This window comes from Mesorhizobium sp. WSM4976 (assembly GCF_029625685.1).
GTDB lineage: Bacteria > Pseudomonadota > Alphaproteobacteria > Rhizobiales > Rhizobiaceae > Mesorhizobium.
Window position 1 is genome coordinate 111,410 of record NZ_JARTVT010000011.1, and the last position, 21,207, is coordinate 132,616.

Genomic DNA, 21,207 nt, shown 5'->3' on the forward strand with positions numbered 1-21,207 from the left:
TTCTCTTGCTGATTTCTTGGGTGCTCAGGCTACAGGCCAAGCATCGCTCTTGGATCGAAGTTGACGCGAATGTCAGACCAGATGTCCTGCTTTCCGGCGGGAACCTGCAGACCCGCGACATCGCATTTCTGCACGGCGCGAACCGCGCTGGCGTCGAACTGGGGGTTGCCGCTGGATTTCTCGACGGTCGGGCGGCCCTCGAGCTTGCCGGAGGCATTCAGGTTGAAACGGATGACCACGGTGAAGTTCTCGGAACCCTCGAGACCAACCGGAAGAGTCCAACAACCGCCGAGCTGATCCTCCAACGCCCCTTGCTCCGACTTGGAAAGCTTCTGGCCCTGGTCCTTCTCGCCGCCCAGCGAAGCCTGCTGCGTCGAGCGCTTGGCGCCGCCGCCGGACGGCTTCTGCTTGTCGAGCAGCGCGGTAATCTCGTCGGCGTTGAACTGCTTCTCGTCCGATTTCTTCTTGGACGACGCTTCCTTCACCGGCTTTTCGGCGTCCTTGCGATCCGGCGCCTTGGCGCTCTCGGCCTGGGCCGGCTGCGGCTGCGGCTTCGGCCGTGCTTCCGGCGCGGGCGCCGAATCCGGCAGCTTCGCCTCATCCGTCGGCTGGTCCTGCGAGATCGCCTTGGCCACCGCGTCCGGCTTCACCTCTTCCTTCTGGATGGCCGCGGTCTTGTCGGGCGTCGGCGTCGCTTCCTTCGCCGGCGTCGGCTTGGGCTCCGTCTGCTTGACCGGCTCGGGCTTGACCTCTTCCTTCGGCGTCGGTGTCGGCGCGACTTCCGTCGCGGGCGTCGGCTTCGGCTTCTCCTGCGGCTTCGGCACATCCTCGACCGCAGGCTTCTCGGTCGGCGTCGGCGCGGGCGGCGGCGCCGCCGTCTTCTCGATCGGCTTCGGCTTGGCTTCGTCCGTCACCGGCTTGTCCGTGTCGACCGTGTTCTCGCCGACCTTCTGAGCATTGGGAACGGCATCTGGCCGCTTCGTCGGAACCGGCGCCGGCTTGTCATGCATGACGGCCTTCTTGTCGCCCTGCAGCGTCTGGGCGATGGCCTCCATCGGCACGATATCGACCGCCACCGACTCCACGTCGGCAGTCGGCATGGCCGGCGGCGACGACAGCGTGAACAGCCCGAAGGCCAGCGCCACCGCATGCAAGATCACCGATGAGGTGAGGCCCGTGCGCATCTGGTGTCTACTGATCCTGTTCCTGCAGCGAGACCAGCCCGATATTCTTGTAGCCGGCCGCCGAAATGCGGGCCATGACCTTCATAGCCGTGCCGTAGTCGGTCGACTTGTCACCGCGGATAAAGATGCGCTCGTCGTAACCGGTCTTCGAGATCGCCTGCAGCTTGGCCACCAGTTCCTCAATCGGGATCTCGGTTTCCTGCAGGAAAATCTTACCGGCGGCGTCGATCGAGACGGTGATCGGCTGCGTATCGACATTCATCGCCTTGGCTTGGGTGTCGGGCAGGTCGATCGGCACGCCGACCGTCAGAAGCGGCGCCGCGACCATGAAGATGATCAAGAGCACCAGCATCACGTCGACCATCGGCGTGACGTTGATTTCCGACATCAGGCCGTGATGACGGCCACGGCGTCTGTGACCGCGTCCGCCTCGTCCCGAGCCACCTGCGCCAGCAGCGGACATCCCCATGATCGTTCCTCAGGCCTTCTGCGCTACTTTTTCATCGATTTGGCGCGAGAGTATGGCGGAGAACTCATCCGAGAACCCTTCCATGCGTACGCCAAGCTTGTTCGCGTCCGATGACAGCTTGTTGTAGGCGATGACCGCGGGGATGGCCGCGAGCAGGCCGATCGCGGTCGCCAGCAGCGCCTCCGCGATGCCGGGCGCCACCACCGAAAGGCTGGTGTTCTTCGACGCGGCGATCGCCTGGAACGACGTCATGATGCCGATGACAGTGCCGAACAGGCCGATGAAGGGCGCGGCCGAGCCGGTGGTGGCGAGGAAGCCGAGGCGTCCCTCCAGCCTTTCCATCTCACGCGTCAATGCCAGGTCCATCGCCTTGTCGATGCGGGTCTGCAGCGCCAGCGGCGATTTCGCGCCCTTTTCGAAGCTCTTCTTCCATTCGCGCATGGCGGCGACGAAGATCGCGCCCATGCCGGTCGTCTTGCGGTCGGCCAGCGTGCGGTAGAGATCTTCAAGCGACTGCCCGGACCAGAACACCTGCTCGAAGCGGTTGAGCGCCATCCGCATGCGGCTGTAGGCGACAAGCTTGTCGATGATGATCGCCCAGGTCCAGATCGAGGCGCAGAGCAGGCCGATCATCACCAGCTTGACCACCCAGCCGGCCTGCATGAACAGGGCCCAGATCGACAAATGCGCTGCCGGATCGGCGAGTGCGATATTTTCCATCACTTAAGTCCTTAAGATTTTCCGGGCATCGCTGGCGGCTGGCCCATGGGCATCCCTTTGGTCCGATCGCGCGAAGCGTGAAGCTTGCGGGACACGCCCCGAATGCACCGTTTCGCGGCCTTTTCGAGGCAAATCTTGGTGAAAGGAAGGCGCAGGAATTGCGCCAATCTTCGCCAGTTCCTTCATGAACCGTTATGGTTAAGGATGGGTTAGGACGTCAGGCGCGGCGCATTGCCGCGCTTGGCCATCAGCGGAGCCTGCCGCGAACCGTCGGATTAATGCGCTAGAATCGACCGGCGCTGAAGATCAAGCGGTCGTTTTCGGCATGAAGGCGGCAATCCACTCTTTGGGAAACCGCTTCGGCCTGCCGCTTTCGCCGACGATCGCCGCTTCGACCTTTGCCTCGACCAGCACATCGTCGCCGCGCTTCAGTTGCTGCCCCATGAAGATGCGGGCACCGGAAATGTCGTCGGTGCGCGTGTCGATGGTCAGGATATCGTCCATGCGCGCGGGCGAGCGGAAGTCGATCTCCATGCGCCGCACCACCCAGACGATGCGCTCGCCATGCTTGCCATCCAGCAGCTCGGTGTGGTGGACGCCGGTCAGCCTCAGATAGTCGGAGCGGCCGCGTTCGAGGAATTCGAGATAGCGCGCATGATAGACGACGCCGGAGAAATCGGTGTCGGCATAGTAGACCCTCGCCATCAGCCGGTGGCCGAAATCCGTCAGTGCGCCGGAAAGCCCGGCACTGAGCGCCGCCGATTTACCGTGATCGTCCATCGCGCTTTCCTTTTCTGGCCTGAACAGGCAGGTGTTCTCGCGCGGGAACGGGATGGCACTGTTGGGCTCGATGATCAAGACCTTCTGCTGGCGCTCGGCGCGCTGGCATTGCCGGCCGAGTCGGCGACATTCTCGATGAAGCGCGGCCCCAATCTCGACCAATGGGTCACCTGGCCGACCGAGGACAAATGGGGCGAAGGCCAGGCGATCCTGCCCTATCCGAAGTGGCGCCAATTCCTCAAGCAGGACGACCTCGAGGCGCTCAAGGATGCCGGCCTCGACTTCCTGCGCATGCCGGTCGATCCGTCGCCCTTTGGACCGGACCGCGGGCTTTCGACGACCTCTATGCCAGGGGTGCAGCTTCGTCATGCCGGCCGCGTACCGCGGCCTATGTGCGCGACATGATCGCCCGCGCCGAGGCGCATGGGTTCTCCTGGTCAGTGTGGAGCGATGACGGCGCCTCGGCATCGCTGATGTGCTCGATGGCGACAAGGCCGAGCCTGATGTGATGAACATGATCAGGTCGCTGGATAAAGCAGCGAGGTGTGCCGACGCATCTCAGCCGAGATCGATCTGCAGAATCTCCGGCCGCACACCAAGACGTACCGGCAGGATGCTGAAACCGAGCCCGCCGGAAACGATCAGGTTGCGGTCGTTCTCCACGACATGGCCATAGGCAAAGCGGTTGCCGTAGTCCGAGGGCACCACTGGTGAATAGCCGAACAGCCGTACCTGCCCGCCATGCGTGTGCCCAGACAGCGTCAACGAAACTCGCCATGGCACTTTTGGAAAAATGTCGGGCTCATGCGCGAGCAGGATGATCGGTTCGCTCCCTCGGATCTTGGACAAGGTGCCGGGGAGATCGTCGAAGCCCTGGAAACTCTCGCGTCCCTTGGCCTTGTTCGGCAACAGCGCGAGCTGATCGGCAAGCCCGGCGACCCAGAAACCGTGCCCGTCCTTTTGCAGCCGCACGACGTCGTTTTCCAGCACTGGGATTCCGACACGCTCGAGCGCCTTGCGCGACTGGGTCGGGCCGGCTTCGGCACGCTGCGCAAAGAAATCGGTCCACCAGTCGTGATTGCCGAGGATGGATAGCACGCCGAGCGGTGCCTTCAGCCCGGACAAAGCCTCGGCCCATTCCTCAACGCGCACCGGGCCGGTAACGATCCTGGTTCCAGCGGTGTAGTCGCCAAGCATGACGATGACGTCCGGCTGCAGCGCATTGGCCTGTTCGGCCAGCGAGGCGATACGCTCCGGCGTCATCCATGGACGGCAGGCATGGATGTCGGCGAGCGCGACGACCCTCAGCTTGAGGCCGGCCGGCCAATGCGGCGGCGTCAGCGCATAGCGCTTCACATGGGTGAGCAGCATCGGCTCGATGCCGACCGCATAGGCGCCGAGCGACACCATGGCGAAGGCAGAGCCGCCGACAAGGCGCAGGAAGGCGCGTCTGGTGATCATGGATCGGCCCAAGCCCTTTGGGATTCTATCAGGAAGCTGCCTTAAAGGCGGCAATTGCGCCCTGAGCTAGGCCGAAGCGCGCAGATTCCGCGCAGATCGGCCCGCACGCGGCAGAAGGCGAACAAATCTGCGTTACTCTTCCTGAAACAGGCTGATCTGCTGCTGCGCGATATCCTTTGGCGGATCGAGCCCCAGATGCCGCCAGGCATTGGCGGTCAGCACGCGGCCGCGCGGCGTGCGCTGGATGAAGCCCTGCTGGATGAGATAGGGCTCGATGATGTCCTCGATCGCGTCGCGCGGCTCGGAAAGCCCCGCCGCGATCGTCTCGATGCCGACCGGCCCGCCGCCGAAATTGCGCGCGATCATCGACAGATAGCGGCGGTCGAGCGCGTCGAGGCCGAGCGCGTCGACCTCCAGCCTGGTCAGCGCCTCGTCGGCGATCTTCCTGTCGACATGCGCGGCGCCGGCGACGCTGGCGAAGTCGCGCACGCGGCGCAACAGCCGGCCGGCGATGCGCGGCGTGCCGCGCGCGCGGCGTGCGATCTCGACCGCGCCGTCGTCGCCGAGCGGCATCGAGAGGATCCGGGCGCCGCGGCGCACGATCTGCTCCAGCTCCTCGACCGTGTAGAAATTGAGCCGCACCGGGATGCCGAAGCGGTCGCGCAGCGGATTGGTCAGCAGCCCAAGCCTCGTCGTCGCCGCTACCAGGGTGAAACGGGCAAGGTCGATCTTGACGGAGCGCGCCGCCGGGCCCTCGCCGATGATCAGGTCGAGCTGGAAATCCTCCATCGCCGGATAGAGGATTTCCTCGACCGCCGGATTGAGGCGATGGATCTCATCGATGAAGAGGACGTCGCGCTCCTCCAGATTGGTGAGCAGCGCCGCAAGGTCGCCTGCCTTGGCGATGACCGGGCCGGAGGTCGAGCGGAAGTTGACGCCGAGCTCGCGCGCCATGATCTGCGCCAGCGTCGTCTTTCCTAGCCCCGGCGGGCCTACGAACAGCACATGGTCGAGCGCCTCGCCGCGACCCTTGGCGGCGTCGACGAAGACCTTGAGATTGGCGCGCACCGCCGCCTGGCCGACGAACTCGTCGAGCGACTGCGGCCGCAACGTCTGGTCGGCATCCTCGCCGCGCTTGTCGGGGGCAATGAGGCGGGGCGAAAGGCTCATGCCGCCTTCCTTGCATAGGACCGGTGGCGGGACAAGCGCCGCCTCACCGCGCCAGTTCCTTCAGGCCGAAGCGGATCAGCTTGGACGCATCAGCTCCCTCGCCGGCCGACTTCAGCGCCGCCGCGACCGCGTTCGCCGCGATGTCGCGCGAATAGCCGAGATTGACGAGCGCCGAGACCGCATCCGTGATCGGCGCGGCCGCGACGCCTTCGCCGAGCTCTTGCTTGAGGCCGATCGTGCCGGTCGCCGCGCCCGCATAGGCCGGCGCCTTGCTGCGCAATTCGGTGATGATACGCTCGGCCACTTTCTTGCCGACGCCTGGCGCGCGGGAAACCATGGCGATGTCGCGCAACGCGATCGCGTTGGCGAGGTCAGCCGGCGCCAGCGTCGACAGCACCGCCAACGCCACCTTGGCGCCGACGCCCTGCACATTGTTCATCAAGAGCCGGAACCACTCGCGCTCCAGTCCGCTCTGGAAGCCGTAGAGCCGGATCATGTCCTCGCGGACATAGGTCTCGATGAACAGCACCACCGCCTCCCCCGGCGAGGGCAGCGCGGCAAGCGTGCGCGCCGAGCAATGCGCGACATAGCCGACGCCATGCACGTCGATGATGCAGCTATCCTCGTCGATCTCGTCCAGCGTGCCTTTCAGCTTGCCGATCATGGATGAGCTCTCTTACGGGTGGGTGTCGGGCGCAATGAGCTCGACATCGGGAAAGTATTTTCTGAAACCGGTCGGGTCGCGCGTGAGGATGGGATAGCCTCTGATGACGGCATGAGCACCGATCAAAAAATCGGGCATGACCTTCTCGCGCGCCCCACCTTGCCGACGATAAAGCAAGAATGCCCGCGACGCCGCGAAGGCAGCTTCGAACGGCAACCCCTCACGTCGGTATTCATCTTCGGACAGCACATCGTCGACATCTTCGATCGTCTCGTAGCGTATCGAGAACTCTGCATAGATGATCTGATTGATGACGAGGCTGCCACGCTTGCGGGCAGCCTCTATTTTCGGCCGCGACCATTTCAGCCAGACAGGATCGCGAACCGCCACATCGATGAGCACATTGGTATCGACAAGCGTCGCCAAGATCAGCGATCCCTCGTCAAGGCCATGACGTCATCGGCATTCATCGTCTGATCGCCGCTACCCTCCAGCCGATCCAGCGCGGCGAGAAAACTGGCCAGCCGTTCGCGATCTGCCTGCCGTCCCTTGTCGTGCCGGGGCGTGATCGTGATTTTTCCGCCCTCAATGCCGAAAATGACTTCGCTGTTGGCGACAATGCCGAATGTCTCGCGCAGATCACGAGGAATGGTCACTTGGCCCTTGCTGGTCACGCGCATTGAAATATCCTTTCTTACAAGTAAGAAATATTCCAACTAACGGAACAAGTCAAGAACATCGTTATCCGGCAATCGCCATCCGATAGGCGACGCTCGGGCGGTGATGCGCATGGCAGATGGCGATGGCAAGAGCGTCCGCGGCGTCGTCCGTGTCGAAGATCGCCTTCGGCATCAGCACCTTCACCATCATATGGATCTGCTTCTTGTCGCCGTGGCCGACGCCGATCACCGCCTTCTTGACAGCATTGGGTGCGTATTCGGCGACGACCAGTCCCGCGCGTGCAGGCACCAGCATGGCGATGCCGCGCGCCTGGCCGAGCTTCAGCGTCGCCGTCGCATCCTTGTTGACGAAGGTCTGTTCGACCGCCGCCTCATGCGGCATGGCATCATGCAGCACCTCGGCCAGCCCGTCATGCAGCTGGCAGAGCCGCGTTGCGAGCGGCGCCTTGTCATCCGAGCGCACGGTGCCGGACGCGATGAAGCGCAGCGAATTGCCGAGGCTATCGATGATGCCCCATCCGGTGCGCCTTAGGCCCGGATCGATGCCGATGATGCGAATCGCTTCCCCCATGCGCCAAGTTTAGCGGTGACGCATGCTGATGCCAGCGAAATGTGAACAAATCAGAAACGGCGGCTCGCCATATGCTCCCGGCTCTTCAGCATTCGCTCTGGCGAGGCAGATGACGCTGTTTTCGAGAACCCGAGCTACTTCAGGACGCGAGCATGGACCTACACCGGCCGTAGTCTAACTGCCACGCCACACGAATGCTTCTGGCGGCGAAGGCCGGAAGCGCAGAAAACGGCGTCGGGTCCTCATCGGAGTAGAATGATCAAGCAGGCGGATCAGCCGCGGGCGAAAGCCGTGTTCAGCAGGGATATCTGGTCGGAAACCGGATTGGCCCGGCGGCTGGGGGCGTGCGTCTCGGCGATGACGCCGCCATAGATTTCCTCGTCCATGCGCCGCACCAGCGCCTGCAGGCGCAGCGAGCGCGTCACCAGATCGAGAAATTCCGTCGGCAGTTCGTTCCAGCCGAGCGCCTCGTCATGCGCCGAGGCGGTATCGAGCCGCACCTTGGATTTTTCCGAGGCCACCTGGTCCCGCGTCATCTCGCCGGAATTCGCCGCACGCTGCAGCAGAAGCCAGGAGGCGACCTGCATCAGCCTTGTGGTCAGCCGCATCGATTCCGCCGCGTAGAGCGTCGCCGCCGTGCGCGACAATTTCTTGGCCTCGAGCCTGCCCTTGCCATCGAGATATTCGGCGGCCTGCTCGACCAGCCCCATGCCTTCCTGGTAGAGCGGCTTGAAGGATTGGGAGAAAACCCGGCGCTCCGCCAGTTTGATGGTTTTCGCGCTGCCCCTCGAAGGCTCTTTCATCGATACGCCCCTGCACTGCCGCAAGCCGATTCGGCATCCTTGCCGACATGGCCGCACCCTTAAATGACTGAGGCTTGAAAATGCGCTTCGACGCCCATGAAGGCAAGCGCATGTTTAACAAACGGTTAACGCCGGGCCTTCCAGCCATCCGCCGGCGGATGCCGACGGCCTGCGCGTGCGGACAAAAAAAGAGCCGCGGATAAGGCGGCTCTCAGGAGTTTAACAGGGAGGCGTCAAACAAAGTGGCTCCAACCACTCGGTAAGAATCCAGCAAAACTGGATGTGCATAGTAAACGCTCGTAAAGCTTAACGAACCCTTAATGAGGCGGCGATTTTTTAAGCGAACGCGCTTTCCTGTGCCGGAACAGGACATGAGCTTCGCCGCCCGGGATCGTCTGAAAACGGATTTTCAAGCGCCGATTCTGACCGCCGGTAACATGTTGGCCGCTGCCGCGGCATCGTTCCGATACACGCGCCACGCAAAAGGCCGCTCCTCTGAAGCGGCGCGCAAATCCTCGCCGCTTGAAACCAGGCAGGATATCCGGGAGCAAACCATGGACTGGTATTCGATCGTCAAATTCCTTCACGTCGTTTCGGCTATTTTGTGGGTCGGCGGCGGCTTCGTGCTGTTCCTGCTCGGCGTGCTGGCCGAGCGCGCCGGCAACGTCGAGGACAAGCTGCACGCAATGCGCGCCAGCGGACAACTCGGCGGCAAGTTCTTTGCGCCGATGTCGATGCTGACGCTGATCTTCGGTCTCGTCATGTGCGGCTTCTGGGTCGGCTTTGCCGAGTTGTGGATCGTCATCGGCCTCGTCGGCTATGCCACGACCTTCTCGATCGGCATGCTGGTCTTCAAGCCGACTGGCGAGCGCATGGGCGCCATGATCGCCGAGCAGGGTGTGACGCCAGCCGTCCTCGCCATCGGCCAGCGCATGATGAAATGGGCGCGCCTCGATTATGCGGTGATGCTGGTGATCATCGCCGACATGGTGCTGAAGCCCACTTTGCACGACATCGGCATCCTTGCCGGCATGGCGATGGTGGTTGCGCTGGGCACCGCGCTCGCCTTCGGCGGCGGCCGCCAGATGGTGCCGAGCGCCGCTTGACATCAAGGCGCGTCTCCAGGGCGCGTTGAAATTCAGGTCAGGCCAGCCTGACCTGAATATGGACGTGCCTCACATGAGGCCGACTATGCTATCCCACAGCAGCTTGACGGCGACCACCGCGACGGTGGCGTAGGTGAACGGATAAAAGATCTCCGGCCGCATGCGGCGCACCAGCCAGGCGCCGGCGATGGTGGACAGCGGCGCCAGCGGCATCAGCACCGCCGAGGCCGAGAGGTTGGCGGTGTCGAACTGGCCGAGCGCGAAATAGGGGATGAGCTTCAGCGCATTGGTGGCGGCAAAGAAGATCGCCGCGGTTCCCGACAGCACTTTCGGATCGAGCCGGATCGGCAGCGCGTAGACCTGGAAAGGCGGACCGCCGACATGGGCGACGAAGCTGGTGAAGCCGGCGACGGTGCCCCAGAAGGCGGCGGCAAATCGGTTCGGCTCAGCCGCATGATCGGCGCCGTGGCGGAACTGCAGGTAGATCCAGCGCAGCACGAAGACCAGCGCGACGGCGCCGACGATCAGCCGCACCATCTCCTCGGTCACCAACGCCGCGGTCAGCCAGCCGAGCCCGATGCCGATGACGGCGCCAGGCATCATGTCGACCAGCATCTTGCGGTCATAGACGCCCCACCACGTCCACACCGAAACGATGTCCATCAGGCACAGGATCGGCAGCAGGATGGCGGCCGCCTGAACCGGCGGGATGATTAGCGCCATCAACGGCACGCCGACGAAGCCGACGGCGCCGCCGAAACCGCCTTTCGACAGGCCGACAAGGATCACCGCCGGAATGGCGGCGGCATAGAACCACGGATCGCTGAGCAGGCCTGACATCGGCAAGAGAAGATTGGAGAAGGCGGGGAACCAAGCCATAGCGCAGAACGGCGCCGCCGGGATAGTCATTAATGCGGGCATCCGCTATTGCCGCCCAATACGGACGACCGGCCGCTCCGCCAAGGTACGCAGTCGGTCGGCCCACTATCTCGAGGTGTGGAAATGGACGCCATCAATATTCGCCGGGCGATCGAAGCGGACGTTGCGGCCATCGTCGCGATGCTTGCCGACGATGCGCTGGGTCGAGCCCGTGAAGACGCAAGCCTTCCGCTAGCGCAACCCTATCTGGACGCCTTCGCGGCGATAGACGGCGATCCGAACCAGTTGCTCGCGGTGATGACCGATGGCGACGAGGTTATCGGGACGCTGCAGATCACCTTTCTCGCCGGACTATCGCAGCGCGGCACGTGGCGCGGCCAGATCGAGGCCGTACGCGTCGCGTCCAGCCGGCGCGGCGAAGGCTTGGGACAGCGCCTGTTGGAATGGGCGATCGACAAATGCCGCGAGCGCGGCTGCCGGATCGTGCAGCTGACGACGAACAAGAGCCGGCTCGACGCGCACCGCTTCTATGAGCGCCTTGGCTTCAAGGCCAGCCATATCGGCTACAAGCTGGAGCTTTAGAAGGGGCCAATTTCGGCCGTTCACCGCCGCGCCTGGACCAGGAGGAACATCGGCCGCTCAAGCTCTTCGGCAAGGTCCGGCCGGGCGGCGATCTGCTCGTCAGTCGGGCGGAATTCCTCGACATGCCCGATGCTGAACCCGGCCTGGATCAGCAAATTGAGCGTCGTGCCGATGGTCCGGTGGTGTTTGACCACGCCCTTGGTGAACCAGTCGGTGGTGCGCGGTCCCTCGACCAGGTACCGATCGACCGGCCATGTCTTCCTGCCCGCCGCATCGACGGACCAGCCCGGATTGCTCGGCGCCATATAGATCGGATGTTCCGTCGAGAAGACGAAGGCCCCGCTGGGAGCCAGGGCCTGGTGGACGGTCGCGAACAGGCGCGCGGCATCGCCGACATAATGCAAGGCAAGCGAGCTGTAGGCGAGATCGAAACGCCCGTTCGGCAGGCTGAGCTTATCGAGATCGGCGCGCTGATAGGTGATGGCGTTATCGGAGCCGGCGGCTCGCGCTCGCTCAAGCATCTTTTCCGACAGGTCCAGGCCGAGGACTTCGCTCGCGCCATGCGAGCGCGCCCAGCGGCAGAACCAGCCGAAGCCGCAGCCGAGATCGACGATGCTCAAGCCTTCGACATTGGGCAGCATGGCGCGTAGCGCTGGCCATTCGGGCGCGCCGTCCAGGCCCTCGACCGAACGGCCCAGCCGGCTATAGCCTTCGAAGAATTCCGGACGGTCGTAGATATTTTGCGCCATGTACCTGTTCCTGCTTTGCCGGCATATCTAGCGGACCTCCCCTTGGCTTCCAACGCCATCCGCGAACCCGAAAGGGCGACGCGAGCCGCAGCGCTGATTAAGCATTTTGGCCGCGGTCCCACGGCCGACTGTTCAAGCCGCTCCCTTTGCTCTATGCCGCAATGCAACCATCTTCGCCCGGCATAGGCGAAACCGGGATCTAAGGCCAATGAACGATTTAACCCCGCCCAATCGCTGCCGCATCGTGCTGATCGCGCCGCCGCTTGTACCGGTGGAGCATATCTGCGCGGCCTTCGAGGGCGGCGACATCGCCTCGCTTATCCTGCCCGACAATGGCATGGACGACGCTTCTTTCCAGGCCTTCGCCGAACGGATCGTGCCGATCGCTCAAGCTGCCGGCATCGCCGTGATCATCGCCGGTGACAGCCGCATCGCCGGGCGTGTCCAGGCGGACGGCATCCATGTCGAGACAAAGCCACGGGAGCTCGCCGAGACAATCGAGCGCCTTGCCGGCAAGATGATGGTCGGCGCCGGCGGCGCCAAAACCCGCGACGAGGCGCTGGAACTCGGCGAGGAGCGGCCCGACTATATGTTCTTCGGCCGCTTCGGCTATGACAACAAGCCGGAGCCGCATCACCGCAACCTCGCCCTCGGCGAATGGTGGGCGGAGATGATCTCGATCCCCTGCATCGTCATGGGCGGCTCCGAGCTTGCTTCCGTCGAGACGGTGGCCGCCACCGGAGCCGAGTTCGTCGCGCTGTCGAGCGCCGTCTTCGCTGATGGCCGCGATCCCGCGGCGGCGATCGCAGCCGCCAACGCGCTGCTCGATGCAACCGCGCCGCGTTTCGAGGACTGACATGCGCTTGCGTGTGCTTCCGGTGGCCGTCCTGGCCGGCTTGCTGGTTCCGGCTTGCTGGCTGAGCGGAGCGGCGAGCGCGACCGAGACCGTGCCTTTGCCCCAGCCCCGCCCGGAGACGAGTGCGCCGGACAAGGGCAAACCGGATACAGCCACGCCGGGCACCGCGCCGGATGCGAGCCGGTTCGGGGGCGATCCACATATCGACAAGCCGATCCAGAACACCTTGCCGCAGCCGGCTACCATGACGCCGCCATCGGCCGACACCGTCAATCCCGACCGTTTCGGCGCCAAGCAGCCGGACGCCGCCTATGGCGCCTTCCAGCGCGGCCTCTACAAGACCGCCTACAATCTTGCCATGGAGCGCGCCAAGAACGGCGATCCGGCGGCCGAGACGCTGGTGGCCGAAATCCTGTCGCGCGGGCTGGGCGTGCCGCTCAATCCCGCCGAGGCCGCAAAATGGTATGGGCTGGCAGCCGAGCAGGGCGTGCCGGAGGCGCAGTTCCAATATGCGCTGATGCTGCTCGATGGCCGTTACGTGAAGAAGGACGAAAAGGGCGCTTTCGCGCTGATGCAGGCCTCGGCTGAGGCCGGCAACCGGCTTGCGCAATTCAACTTCGCGCAGTTGCTTGTCCAGGAGGATCCCGGCGATGCCGGACTTGTGAAGGCCGCCGTCTACTACGAACGCGCGGCCGCGACCGGCCTTGCCGATGCCCAATACGCGATGGCGCAGCTCTACGCCAACGGTGCCGGCGGCAAGCCGCATGACGATGCCCAGGCACGCATGCTGCTGGCGCAGGCAGCAAGGCAGAACTACGACACCGCGCAGATCGACCTCGCCACCTGGATGATCGACGGACGCGGCGGCGAGCGCGACCTGAAATCTGGCTTTGCCTGGATGAAGCGGGCGGCGCAAGGCGGCAATGTCGCCGCCCAGAACCGCCTCGCCAAGCTCTATATGGGCGGCATCGGCACGGACCCCGACCTGATCCTCGCCGGCGCCTGGTATATCGTCGCCCGCCGCGCCGGCCTGATCGATCCACAGATGGACGACTTCCTGCAAGGCCTCGATGACGCCCAGACCAAGCAGGCGTTGCAAAAGGCAAATCGCCTGCCTTGAGGCGCGGAGCCTGGACGGCATGTCCGGCCCGCCTTGGGTCCTCTCCCTTGCCACTATGCGCGATTTGTGGTCTTGGAGGCGCCAAAGCGCGACCCGCGCGTGAAAAATCTCACTCGGATCAGTTCATCATGGCCAAGATCAGTGGCAGCGAAATCCGTCCCGGCTACGTCATCGAGCACGATGGCGGGCTTTGGGTGGCGGTCAAGACCAACACCGTCAAGCCTGGCAAGGGCGGCGCCTACAACCAGGTCGAGCTGAAGAACCTGATCAACGGCACCAAGCTCAACGAGCGCTTCCGCTCGGCCGAGACCGTCGAGCAGATCCGGCTCGATCTTAAGGATTTCTCGTTCCTCTACGAACAAGGCGACGCGCTGGTGTTCATGGACACCGAAAGCTACGAGCAGCTAGAACTGGCCAAGGACTTCGTCGGCGAACGCGCCGCCTTCCTGCAGGACGGCATGATGGTGACGGTGCAGCTCTATGAAGAGCGGCCGATCGGCATCTCGCTGCCCGACCAGGTGACGCTGACCGTCACCGAGGCCGATCCGGTGGTGCGCGGCCAAACGGCTGCTTCCTCTTACAAGCCGGCCGTGCTGGAAAACGGCATCCGCGTGCTGGTGCCGCCCTTCATCTCGGCCGGCGAGCGCATCATCGTCGATACCAACGAAATCACCTATATGCGCCGCGCAGATTAACCGGCCGAAAGCAGGAAGAAACAATGGCGCGTTCCGCTATCCTCAACGTCATGGTCCAGGCCGCGATGAAGGCCGGCCGCTCGCTGTCGCGCGACTTCGGCGAGGTGCAGAACCTGCAGGTCTCGATGAAGGGACCGGGCGACTATGTCAGCCAGGCCGACCGCAAGGCCGAAGAGATCGTCTTCGCCGAGCTTTCGAAGGCGCGGCCGGGCTACGCCTTTCAGATGGAGGAGCGTGGCGCCGTTGAGGGCGAGGACGCCCAGCATCGCTGGATCGTCGACCCGCTCGACGGCACCACCAATTTCCTGCACGGCATTCCGCTCTTCTCGGTGTCGATCGCGCTTGAGCGCCAGGGCCAGATCGTCGCCGGCGTCGTCTACAATCCGGCGATGGACGAGCTCTACACGGCCGAGCGCGGCGGCGGCGCCTTCATGAACGACCGTCGGCTGCGCGTTGCCGGGCGCTCCAAGCTGACCGACGCGGTCATCGGCTGCGGCGTGCCGCATCTCGGCCGCGGCCAGCACGGCAATTTCCTGATCGAGCTGCGCAATGTCATGGCGGAGGTCTCCGGCGTTCGCCGCCTCGGCTCCGCGGCGCTCGATCTCGCCTATGTCGCAGCCGGACGCATGGACGGTTTCTGGGAAACCGGTCTGTCGTCCTGGGACATCGCCGCCGGCATCCTTCTGGTGCGCGAAGCCGGCGGCTTCGTCTCCGACATGGATGGCGCGCAAGGTATGCTGGACAATGGCGAGGTCGTCGCCGGCAACGAGATCATCCAGCGCGCGCTGCTCAAGACCGTGAAGAAGCCATTGGCTCCTCGCTGACCAATGCATGTGGCCCAGAAGTGTGCAGCGGCAAAGACTTGAAGCGTGTCGCCTGGATCCGGCTCAGCGCGACGTGCTTCAAGGCCGTCCTTTACGCGTCGAAAGGACGCGCGCCTTTAGTCGCAAAACCGCAACCGAAGCTTGAAATAGTGGTCCGCGAGCGCCCAGATTAGGCAATGCAGGATCATTCATGAACGACGCGCGCGCAGATACGAGGCTTGAGATCCCCTTTGTGGGGCGCTGGCACTATTCGCGCGCCGAGATGATCGCCGACGGCATCGTTCACGCGGTGGGCATCGTGCTGGCGATCGCTGCGGGCTCGGCTTTCCTGGCTTTGGCCGCCTTCCATTCCGGCCCGGGCGAATATGTGGCCGCGGTGTTCTATGTGGTGTCGCTGCTCACCGTGCTCTCGGTTTCGCTGGCCTATAATCTGTGGCCGGTGTCCTGGCCGGCGAAATGGATCCTGCGTCGCTTCGACCATGCCGCGATCTATCTCCTGATCGCCGCCACCTACACGCCCTTCCTCGCCCAGCTCAACAACACGCCGCTGGCGCTGCCCATGATCGTCGTCGTGTGGGGCGCCGCACTGGCCGGCATCGCCATCAAGATGTTCCTGCCCGGCCGGTACGATCGGCTGGCCATCGTCTTCTACCTGGCCATCGGCTGGAGCGGCGTGGTGCTGGCCGGACCGCTGGTCCAGGCGCTGCCGACGACCTCCGTGGCGCTACTCGTGGCCGGCGGCATCGTCTATTCCTGCGGCGTCATCTTCTTCGCCTGGAAGGGCCTGCGCTTTCACAACGCCGTCTGGCACGGCTTCGTCGTCACCGGCGCCGGACTGCATCTGGCCGCCATGGTCGACTGCCTGGTCATCAACCGGTTCTGAAAGCTGAGCGCAATTTCAGCGAGAGCGTGAAGCAGTCAGATCCGCCGCGCCTTCGCCATGGCCTTGCGTCCGGAATTCGCGCCAAAATAGGCAGGCGCCGGCCATATTGCCAAGCACCATTCAATTTGGTCACAATTCCGTTTAGAGTCGCGGCAATTCTGCGGCGGTGGCATCGGAAACGGGGCACGGATGGCTTTTCTCAGATCCTTCGGCAGGCGCTCGGATGTCCTGGTCTACGATCCGCATAAGCTGTCGAGCCCGCAGGTCTTCCTGCTCACCATGGTGATCTTCCTGATCATCGTTGCCTTCATCGCAGCCATCCTCACCCGCCAGATCTCGACCGCCTTCTCGAGCAATCCGGGCCTCAACGGGTTGATCGTCGGCGTGTTGGCGGTAGGCATCCTGCTTGCCTTCGTCCAGGTCGGGCGGCTGTTCCGCGAGGTGCGCTGGGTCAATTCCTTCCGCGCCGGCTCCGAGACCACCGAGCCGGTGCTTCTGGCGCCGATGAAGGCGATGATCGGCCGCTCGTCGACGATCGCCTTCTCGACCTCATCGATGCGCACGATGCTCGATTCCATCGCCACCCGCCTCGACGAGAGCCGGGACACCTCGCGCTATCTGGTCGGCCTGCTGGTGTTCCTTGGCCTGCTCGGCACCTTCTGGGGCCTGCTCAACACCATCGCCTCGATCCGCGAGACGATCGAGGCGCTGGACCCCGGCACCGGCGATGCCGCGGCTGTCTTGGATGCGCTGAAGCAGGGCCTGTCGGCGCCGCTCGCCGGCATGGGCACCGCGTTTTCGTCCTCGCTGTTCGGCCTTTCCGGCTCGCTCGTGCTCGGCTTCCTCGACTTGCAGGCCGGCCGCGCCCAGACCCGCTTCTACACCGAGCTCGAGAACTGGCTGTCGTCGGTCACCGACCTGTCGTCGGACATCGTCGTCTCCGACGCGGCCAAGACCGAATCCTCCGAGGACATCCGGCTGCTGTCGGAACGGCTGCGCAGCCTGCAGGAGAATGGCGGCGGCTCCAATCCGCGTGTCGCCACCGCCATGGCCAACCTCGCCGACGGCATTTCGGGGCTGGTGAAGAACATGCGCTCGGAGCAGCAGATCATGCGAGACTGGGTCGAGGCCCAGTCCGATGAGCAGAAGGCCATGCGCAACACGCTGGAAAAGATCGCCGACGCGCTGAAGAAGCAAGGGGTCCACTGACGTGGCGCTGGCAAGACGGCGCGCCGACCGCCGCATCGACTATTGGCCGGGCTTCGTCGACGCGCTGTCGACGCTGCTGCTCGCCATCATGTTCCTGCTCACAGTCTTCGTGCTGGCGCAGTTCCTGCTCAGCCGAGAGATTTCCGGCAAGGACGCGGTGCTGAACCGCCTCAACTCGCAGATCAACGAGCTGACCCAGTTGCTTGCGCTGGAGCGCACGAACAGCCAGGACAAGGAGGATTCGCTCGCTAACCTGCAGGCGTCGCTGTCGGCGGCGCAGGCCGAAAAGAACCGCCTCGAACAGCTGCTGGCGCAGGGCGCCGGCGCCGGCGACGCAGCCAACAAGCGGGCGGACGAGCTCTCGGGAGAGCTCAGCAACCAGCGCCAGATCAGCCAGCAGGCGCTGAGCCAGGTCGAGATCCTCAACCAGCAGATCGCAGCGCTTCGCAAGCAGATCGGCGCGCTGGAAGACGCGCTCAACGTCTCCGAGCAGCGCGACCGCGACTCCAACACCAAGATCGCCGATCTCGGCCGCCGCCTGAACGTGGCGCTGGCGCAGCGCGTGCAGGAGCTCAACCGCTACCGTTCCGACTTCTTCGGCCGCCTGCGCGAGATCCTGGCCGATCGCGAGAACATCCGTATCGTCGGCGACCGCTTCGTTTTCCAGTCGGAGGTGCTGTTCCCGACCGGCTCCGATGAGATCAACGATGCCGGCAAGGTCGAGATGAAGAAGCTCGCCGACGCCATCATCGAATTGCAGAAGGAAATCCCGCCGGAAATCAGCTGGGTGTTGCGCGTCGACGGCCACACCGACAACAAGCCGCTGTCCGGCACCGGCCGTTATCGCGACAACTGGGAGCTGTCGACCGCGCGCGCCACCTCGGTGGTGAAGTTCCTCATCGAGAACGGCGTGCCGCCCAACCGGCTGGTCGCCGCCGGTTTCGGCGAATTCCAGCCGCTCGACCCGGCCGACACCGACGAGGCGCGCAGCAAGAACCGCCGCATTGAACTGAAGCTCACCGAACGGTGAACTATTGTCACGAAAAGTCACGGGAAGTTGTTTTTCCGCTGAATACTTAGAGCGACAAGTTCCGGCGGCAAGACCTGAAAATATTATTTTTTTTTAATTACGCATTGCAGATCGACGCACCTAATTTGCCGCGCAGGGCCGAGGACCGCCGGCGATGCCTCCCATCGCGACGCGACGGAACTGGACGGCCCGGGAAGTCGGAAGGCTGGCGGCGCGACCGCTTCCTTCCTTGGCAGGAGGATGCGCCGCCATGCGCGCTTCAACATCTCTCAAGACTGTAACTCTGGTGCCGCACTGATCGCGGCCCCATTCGCCGGCGCCTATGCGGCCGGGCACCACAAGGGGGTTCTCGACGCGACCGCTTCAACCGATTTCACGGGCCCGCGCGTGACCGGTCTGATCGATCAGATCCAGGGTGTGGAACAAGGCATCGCCCAGGCCCGAGAAGCGAACAGCATCTCGGCCTCGGAAGCGCAGCAACTGCACATGCGCGCCGCGCGCATCAGCCAGGCCGCCGAGCATGTCGCGGCCTCGGACCATGGCAGGATACCGTCGGTGCAATATCATGACCTGCTGCGCAAGCTCGACAATGTCGACCAGAGGCTGATGAACGATACCGGCAGCGGCACCATGATAGGCGATGGTTCCGATGGCGGAAACTATCCGAACGGCTGACGTCTTCCGGAGGAAACGAAAGGGACCACTTGGCGCCCGCGGGAGCTGCCCCCCGAGGGCGTCCTTTTTCGTCTGTTTTGACTACAGGGCGAGCCAAAGCGCGACGATGGCGAGCACCGCTGGCACCGTCTGAATGAAGAGGATCTTGCGGCCAACGGTCGCCGCGCCGTAGAGGCCGGCTATCGCGACGCAGAGCAGGAAGAACATTTTGACCTGAAAGCCTGCGGCGCCGAGGTAGAGCCCCCAGAACAGCCCGGCGGCGAGGAAGCCGTTATAGAGGCCCTGATTGGCGGCGAGCACCTTCGAGGCGCTGGCGAATTCCGGCGTCAGTCCGAACGCCTTGCGGGCGCGCGGCGTATCCCACAAGACCATCTCAAGATAGACGATATAGAAGTGGATCAGCGCCACCAGCCCGACCAGGATATTGCCGATCACTGTCCCCTCCAGCAGTTTGCTCCCGGCATTGATCACGCGCCGCCGCCCTTAGGCAAGACCGGTTGACGCTTATCCAGCCGGTCAGGGTTGCCAAGCCCGGCGCCATGGTATCTTTTCGCGCCAGGCAACTCACAGCCGGGTATATCCATGTCCTTCCAGAAACTCGACGAACTCGGTCATAAGCTCGAAGCACTCGAGCACGCTTTGGCCATTCTCGGCGCCGATGAGGCGACACATATGGCGGTCGGCGGCGGCGAAAAGCGCGCCGAGGCGATGTCCTCGCTTGCCGGCATGCTGCATCGCCAGGCGACCGCGCCGGAGATCGGCGACTGGATTTCAGCCGCTGAGGCCGAGCGCCTGAGCGAAGAGCAGCAGGCGGCTGTCAGGGAACTGCGCCGGCAATATACCAATCTCACCTGCCTGCCGGCCGAATTCGTCGAGCGCCAGACGGTGGCGCGCATGCGTTCCGAGCAGCTTTGGCGGAGTTTGCGCGCCAGGAACGACTGGGCGGGCTTCCTGCCGGCGCTGGAAGGCGTTGTGGCGCTGGTGCGCGAGGAAGCTGCGCTGCGTGCCGACGCGCTCGGCCTCGCCCCCTATGACGCGCTGATGGAACAGTATGATCCCGGCAACCGCGCTGCGGACATCACGCCGGTGTTTGCCGAGCTGAAGACCTTTCTCAAGGATTTCCTGCCGCATGCGCTGGTCGTGCAGGATGCACGCCTGGCGAAGCATCCGCTGAAGCCGCTCTCCGGCAGCTACGCCGTCGAGAAACAGCGCGAACTCGGCCTTGCCATGATGGCGGCGGTCGGCTTCGATCTCACCCATGGTTCGCTGTCGGTGTCGCATCATCCCTTCTGCGGCGGCGTGCCGACCGACGTGCGCATCACCACCCGCTACAAGACCTCCGATTTCCTGTCGGCGCTGATGGGCGTGCTGCACGAGACCGGTCATGCGCTCTACGAGCAGAACCTGCCGAAGGCCTGGTCGCACTGGCCGCTCGGCAAGGCGCGCGGCATGGCTGTGCATGAGAGCCAGAGCCTGTTCGTCGAGAAGCAGATCGGCCGCAACCCGGCTTTCTGGCGCTGGGCGCTGCCGGTGGTCGAAAGACATCTCGGCGAAGCCTGGGCGCTCGACGACATCCTGCCGCATGTCCACCACGTCGAGCGCGGCCTGATCCGCGTCGACGCCGATGAGGTCACCTATCCGCTGCATGTCATCCTGCGCTACGAGCTCGAGCAGGAGCTCGTGTCCGGCCGGCTGGAGGTCGCCGACCTGCCGGAAGCATGGGACGCCAAGATGCGCGACTATCTCGGGCTTTCGACCATCGACAATCCGGCAGACGGCCCGATGCAGGATGTGCATTGGCCGGGCGCCGCCTTCGGCTATTTCCCCTCCTACACGCTAGGCGCCATGATGGCGGCGCAGCAATGGGCGGCGCTGACCAAGGAGCATCCGTCGGCCGACGAGGACCTCGCCAAGGGCGATTTCAGCGCCATCAACGAGTGGCGTCGCGCAAAAATCTGGTCGCAGGGCTCGCGCTGGTCGACGCCGGACCTGCTCGAGCGCGCCACCGGCGAGAAGCTGAACGCCGCTTACTTCACGGAGCATCTGCGCAAGCGCTACGGCGGCTGACGCGAGACGGTTCGAAACCAGCCGGGTGCG

The 21,207-nt window shown here is 64.1% G+C and carries 26 protein-coding genes; 12 read left to right on the top strand and 14 right to left on the bottom strand.

Annotation, left to right across the window (positions count from 1 at the left end):
- Positions 1-29: 29 nt before the first annotated feature.
- The 4 genes from P9272_RS15335 to ybgC all read right to left on the bottom strand — a co-directional run bounded on the left by P9272_RS15335 (position 30) and on the right by ybgC (position 3,153).
- Entirely contained in the window at positions 30-1,184 is a 1,155-nt protein-coding gene (locus P9272_RS15335) for an energy transducer TonB (protein ID WP_128258758.1), read from the bottom strand.
- Positions 1,185-1,191: 7 nt separating this feature from the next.
- Positions 1,192-1,653 carry a protein TolR gene (gene tolR, locus P9272_RS15340; RefSeq protein ID WP_042645743.1) on the bottom strand — a complete coding sequence of 154 codons (462 nt, stop codon included), beginning with the start codon at positions 1,651-1,653 and terminating at the stop codon, positions 1,192-1,194.
- Between the two features lie 9 nt (positions 1,654-1,662).
- Positions 1,663-2,373 carry a protein TolQ gene (gene tolQ / locus P9272_RS15345; protein WP_128258757.1) on the bottom strand — a complete coding sequence of 237 codons (711 nt, stop codon included), beginning with the start codon at positions 2,371-2,373 and terminating at the stop codon, positions 1,663-1,665.
- A gap of 306 nt (positions 2,374-2,679) precedes the next feature.
- Positions 2,680-3,153, bottom strand: coding sequence for a tol-pal system-associated acyl-CoA thioesterase (gene ybgC / locus P9272_RS15350; RefSeq protein ID WP_128258756.1), 474 nt, complete (start codon positions 3,151-3,153; stop codon positions 2,680-2,682).
- Between ybgC and P9272_RS15355 the strand changes: the two genes are divergently transcribed.
- Positions 3,142-3,558 (top strand): hypothetical protein, encoded by a 417-nt coding sequence (locus P9272_RS15355; RefSeq protein ID WP_278161170.1) that lies wholly within the window; start codon positions 3,142-3,144, stop codon positions 3,556-3,558. The two genes, ybgC and P9272_RS15355, sit on opposite strands and share 12 nt — an antisense overlap.
- A gap of 153 nt (positions 3,559-3,711) precedes the next feature.
- Here P9272_RS15355 and P9272_RS15360 read toward each other — a convergent pair whose 3' ends face one another.
- The 7 genes from P9272_RS15360 to P9272_RS15390 all read right to left on the bottom strand — a co-directional run bounded on the left by P9272_RS15360 (position 3,712) and on the right by P9272_RS15390 (position 8,502).
- Complete coding sequence (locus P9272_RS15360; RefSeq protein WP_278161171.1) at positions 3,712-4,614, bottom strand: metallophosphoesterase; 903 nt, start codon at positions 4,612-4,614, stop codon at positions 3,712-3,714.
- A 132-nt stretch (positions 4,615-4,746) separates the two neighbouring features.
- Positions 4,747-5,784: a Holliday junction branch migration DNA helicase RuvB gene (gene ruvB, locus P9272_RS15365; protein ID WP_278161173.1), complete on the bottom strand. Its 1,038-nt coding sequence runs from the start codon at positions 5,782-5,784 to the stop codon at positions 4,747-4,749.
- Between the two features lie 43 nt (positions 5,785-5,827).
- Entirely contained in the window at positions 5,828-6,448 is a 621-nt protein-coding gene (gene ruvA, locus P9272_RS15370) for a Holliday junction branch migration protein RuvA (protein WP_278161174.1), read from the bottom strand.
- Between the two features lie 12 nt (positions 6,449-6,460).
- Positions 6,461-6,874 (bottom strand): type II toxin-antitoxin system VapC family toxin, encoded by a 414-nt coding sequence (locus P9272_RS15375; protein WP_128258752.1) that lies wholly within the window; start codon positions 6,872-6,874, stop codon positions 6,461-6,463.
- 2 nt (positions 6,875-6,876) lie between these two features.
- Positions 6,877-7,128: an AbrB/MazE/SpoVT family DNA-binding domain-containing protein gene (locus P9272_RS15380; protein ID WP_128258751.1), complete on the bottom strand. Its 252-nt coding sequence runs from the start codon at positions 7,126-7,128 to the stop codon at positions 6,877-6,879.
- Between the two features lie 61 nt (positions 7,129-7,189).
- Positions 7,190-7,699, bottom strand: coding sequence for a crossover junction endodeoxyribonuclease RuvC (gene ruvC, locus P9272_RS15385; protein ID WP_278161175.1), 510 nt, complete (start codon positions 7,697-7,699; stop codon positions 7,190-7,192).
- A gap of 272 nt (positions 7,700-7,971) precedes the next feature.
- Entirely contained in the window at positions 7,972-8,502 is a 531-nt protein-coding gene (locus tag P9272_RS15390; RefSeq protein ID WP_278161176.1) for a DUF1465 family protein, read from the bottom strand.
- Positions 8,503-9,056: 554 nt separating this feature from the next.
- On the opposite strand from P9272_RS15390, the gene P9272_RS15395 reads away from it, so the two are divergent.
- Positions 9,057-9,608: a DUF2269 family protein gene (locus P9272_RS15395; protein ID WP_128258748.1), complete on the top strand. Its 552-nt coding sequence runs from the start codon at positions 9,057-9,059 to the stop codon at positions 9,606-9,608.
- Between the two features lie 69 nt (positions 9,609-9,677).
- On the opposite strand, the gene P9272_RS15400 is transcribed toward P9272_RS15395, so the two are convergent.
- Positions 9,678-10,448 carry a sulfite exporter TauE/SafE family protein gene (locus tag P9272_RS15400; protein ID WP_278161224.1) on the bottom strand — a complete coding sequence of 257 codons (771 nt, stop codon included), beginning with the start codon at positions 10,446-10,448 and terminating at the stop codon, positions 9,678-9,680.
- Between the two features lie 162 nt (positions 10,449-10,610).
- Between P9272_RS15400 and P9272_RS15405 the strand changes: the two genes are divergently transcribed.
- The gene (locus tag P9272_RS15405) at positions 10,611-11,069 is read left to right on the top strand and encodes a GNAT family N-acetyltransferase (RefSeq protein ID WP_278161177.1); all 459 of its coding nucleotides are present in this window, start codon (positions 10,611-10,613) and stop codon (positions 11,067-11,069) included.
- A 20-nt stretch (positions 11,070-11,089) separates the two neighbouring features.
- Here the strand turns inward: P9272_RS15405 and P9272_RS15410 are convergent, their stop codons facing one another.
- On the bottom strand, positions 11,090-11,818 hold the full coding sequence (locus P9272_RS15410) for a class I SAM-dependent methyltransferase (RefSeq protein ID WP_128258746.1): 729 nt from the start codon (positions 11,816-11,818) through the stop codon (positions 11,090-11,092).
- A gap of 208 nt (positions 11,819-12,026) precedes the next feature.
- Here P9272_RS15410 and P9272_RS15415 point away from each other — a divergent pair, with 208 nt between their 5' ends.
- The 8 genes from P9272_RS15415 (at position 12,027) to P9272_RS15450 (ending at position 19,110) form a co-directional block, all read left to right on the top strand.
- Entirely contained in the window at positions 12,027-12,674 is a 648-nt protein-coding gene (locus tag P9272_RS15415) for a thiamine phosphate synthase (RefSeq protein WP_128258745.1), read from the top strand.
- 1 nt (position 12,675) lies between these two features.
- A complete protein-coding gene (locus P9272_RS15420) occupies positions 12,676-13,794 on the top strand; it encodes a tetratricopeptide repeat protein (RefSeq protein ID WP_278161178.1) in 1,119 nt (372 codons plus the stop codon).
- Between the two features lie 128 nt (positions 13,795-13,922).
- On the top strand, positions 13,923-14,489 hold the full coding sequence (gene efp / locus P9272_RS15425; protein ID WP_126080741.1) for an elongation factor P: 567 nt from the start codon (positions 13,923-13,925) through the stop codon (positions 14,487-14,489).
- Positions 14,490-14,512: 23 nt separating this feature from the next.
- Complete coding sequence (locus P9272_RS15430) at positions 14,513-15,313, top strand: inositol monophosphatase family protein (RefSeq protein WP_128258743.1); 801 nt, start codon at positions 14,513-14,515, stop codon at positions 15,311-15,313.
- Positions 15,314-15,503: 190 nt separating this feature from the next.
- Entirely contained in the window at positions 15,504-16,196 is a 693-nt protein-coding gene (locus P9272_RS15435; RefSeq protein WP_128258742.1) for a hemolysin III family protein, read from the top strand.
- A gap of 189 nt (positions 16,197-16,385) precedes the next feature.
- Complete coding sequence (locus P9272_RS15440) at positions 16,386-17,405, top strand: MotA/TolQ/ExbB proton channel family protein (protein ID WP_128258741.1); 1,020 nt, start codon at positions 16,386-16,388, stop codon at positions 17,403-17,405.
- 1 nt (position 17,406) lies between these two features.
- Positions 17,407-18,435, top strand: coding sequence for a peptidoglycan -binding protein (locus P9272_RS15445; RefSeq protein WP_128258740.1), 1,029 nt, complete (start codon positions 17,407-17,409; stop codon positions 18,433-18,435).
- Positions 18,436-18,675: 240 nt separating this feature from the next.
- Positions 18,676-19,110: a hypothetical protein gene (locus tag P9272_RS15450; RefSeq protein WP_347404052.1), complete on the top strand. Its 435-nt coding sequence runs from the start codon at positions 18,676-18,678 to the stop codon at positions 19,108-19,110.
- A gap of 81 nt (positions 19,111-19,191) precedes the next feature.
- Here P9272_RS15450 and P9272_RS15455 read toward each other — a convergent pair whose 3' ends face one another.
- The gene (locus P9272_RS15455; RefSeq protein ID WP_278161180.1) at positions 19,192-19,545 is read right to left on the bottom strand and encodes a DUF1304 domain-containing protein; all 354 of its coding nucleotides are present in this window, start codon (positions 19,543-19,545) and stop codon (positions 19,192-19,194) included.
- Between the two features lie 147 nt (positions 19,546-19,692).
- Between P9272_RS15455 and P9272_RS15460 the strand changes: the two genes are divergently transcribed.
- Positions 19,693-21,177, top strand: a complete 1,485-nt coding sequence (locus tag P9272_RS15460; protein ID WP_278161182.1) for a carboxypeptidase M32 — start codon at positions 19,693-19,695, stop codon at positions 21,175-21,177.
- Positions 21,178-21,207: the final 30 nt, after the last annotated feature.

Excerpts from the sequence above, each read along its gene's own strand:
- P9272_RS15335 (WP_128258758.1), bottom strand. The coding sequence starts at position 1,184 with ATGCGCACGGGCCTCACCTCATCGGTGATCTTGCATGCGGTGGCGCTG.
- tolR (WP_042645743.1), bottom strand. The coding sequence starts at position 1,653 with ATGGGGATGTCCGCTGCTGGCGCAGGTGGCTCGGGACGAGGCGGACGC.
- tolQ (WP_128258757.1), bottom strand. The coding sequence starts at position 2,373 with ATGGAAAATATCGCACTCGCCGATCCGGCAGCGCATTTGTCGATCTGG.
- ybgC (WP_128258756.1), bottom strand. The coding sequence starts at position 3,153 with ATGGACGATCACGGTAAATCGGCGGCGCTCAGTGCCGGGCTTTCCGGC.
- P9272_RS15360 (WP_278161171.1), bottom strand. The coding sequence starts at position 4,614 with ATGATCACCAGACGCGCCTTCCTGCGCCTTGTCGGCGGCTCTGCCTTC.
- ruvB (WP_278161173.1), bottom strand. The coding sequence starts at position 5,784 with ATGAGCCTTTCGCCCCGCCTCATTGCCCCCGACAAGCGCGGCGAGGAT.
- ruvA (WP_278161174.1), bottom strand. The coding sequence starts at position 6,448 with ATGATCGGCAAGCTGAAAGGCACGCTGGACGAGATCGACGAGGATAGC.
- P9272_RS15380 (WP_128258751.1), bottom strand. The coding sequence starts at position 7,128 with ATGCGCGTGACCAGCAAGGGCCAAGTGACCATTCCTCGTGATCTGCGC.
- ruvC (WP_278161175.1), bottom strand. The coding sequence starts at position 7,699 with ATGGGGGAAGCGATTCGCATCATCGGCATCGATCCGGGCCTAAGGCGC.
- P9272_RS15390 (WP_278161176.1), bottom strand. The coding sequence starts at position 8,502 with ATGAAAGAGCCTTCGAGGGGCAGCGCGAAAACCATCAAACTGGCGGAG.
- P9272_RS15395 (WP_128258748.1), top strand. The coding sequence starts at position 9,057 with ATGGACTGGTATTCGATCGTCAAATTCCTTCACGTCGTTTCGGCTATT.
- P9272_RS15400 (WP_278161224.1), bottom strand. The coding sequence starts at position 10,448 with ATGTCAGGCCTGCTCAGCGATCCGTGGTTCTATGCCGCCGCCATTCCG.
- P9272_RS15405 (WP_278161177.1), top strand. The coding sequence starts at position 10,611 with ATGGACGCCATCAATATTCGCCGGGCGATCGAAGCGGACGTTGCGGCC.
- P9272_RS15410 (WP_128258746.1), bottom strand. The coding sequence starts at position 11,818 with ATGGCGCAAAATATCTACGACCGTCCGGAATTCTTCGAAGGCTATAGC.
- P9272_RS15415 (WP_128258745.1), top strand. The coding sequence starts at position 12,027 with ATGAACGATTTAACCCCGCCCAATCGCTGCCGCATCGTGCTGATCGCG.
- P9272_RS15420 (WP_278161178.1), top strand. The coding sequence starts at position 12,676 with ATGCGCTTGCGTGTGCTTCCGGTGGCCGTCCTGGCCGGCTTGCTGGTT.
- efp (WP_126080741.1), top strand. The coding sequence starts at position 13,923 with ATGGCCAAGATCAGTGGCAGCGAAATCCGTCCCGGCTACGTCATCGAG.
- P9272_RS15430 (WP_128258743.1), top strand. The coding sequence starts at position 14,513 with ATGGCGCGTTCCGCTATCCTCAACGTCATGGTCCAGGCCGCGATGAAG.
- P9272_RS15435 (WP_128258742.1), top strand. The coding sequence starts at position 15,504 with ATGAACGACGCGCGCGCAGATACGAGGCTTGAGATCCCCTTTGTGGGG.
- P9272_RS15440 (WP_128258741.1), top strand. The coding sequence starts at position 16,386 with ATGGCTTTTCTCAGATCCTTCGGCAGGCGCTCGGATGTCCTGGTCTAC.
- P9272_RS15450 (WP_347404052.1), top strand. The coding sequence starts at position 18,676 with ATGCGCCGCCATGCGCGCTTCAACATCTCTCAAGACTGTAACTCTGGT.
- P9272_RS15460 (WP_278161182.1), top strand. The coding sequence starts at position 19,693 with ATGTCCTTCCAGAAACTCGACGAACTCGGTCATAAGCTCGAAGCACTC.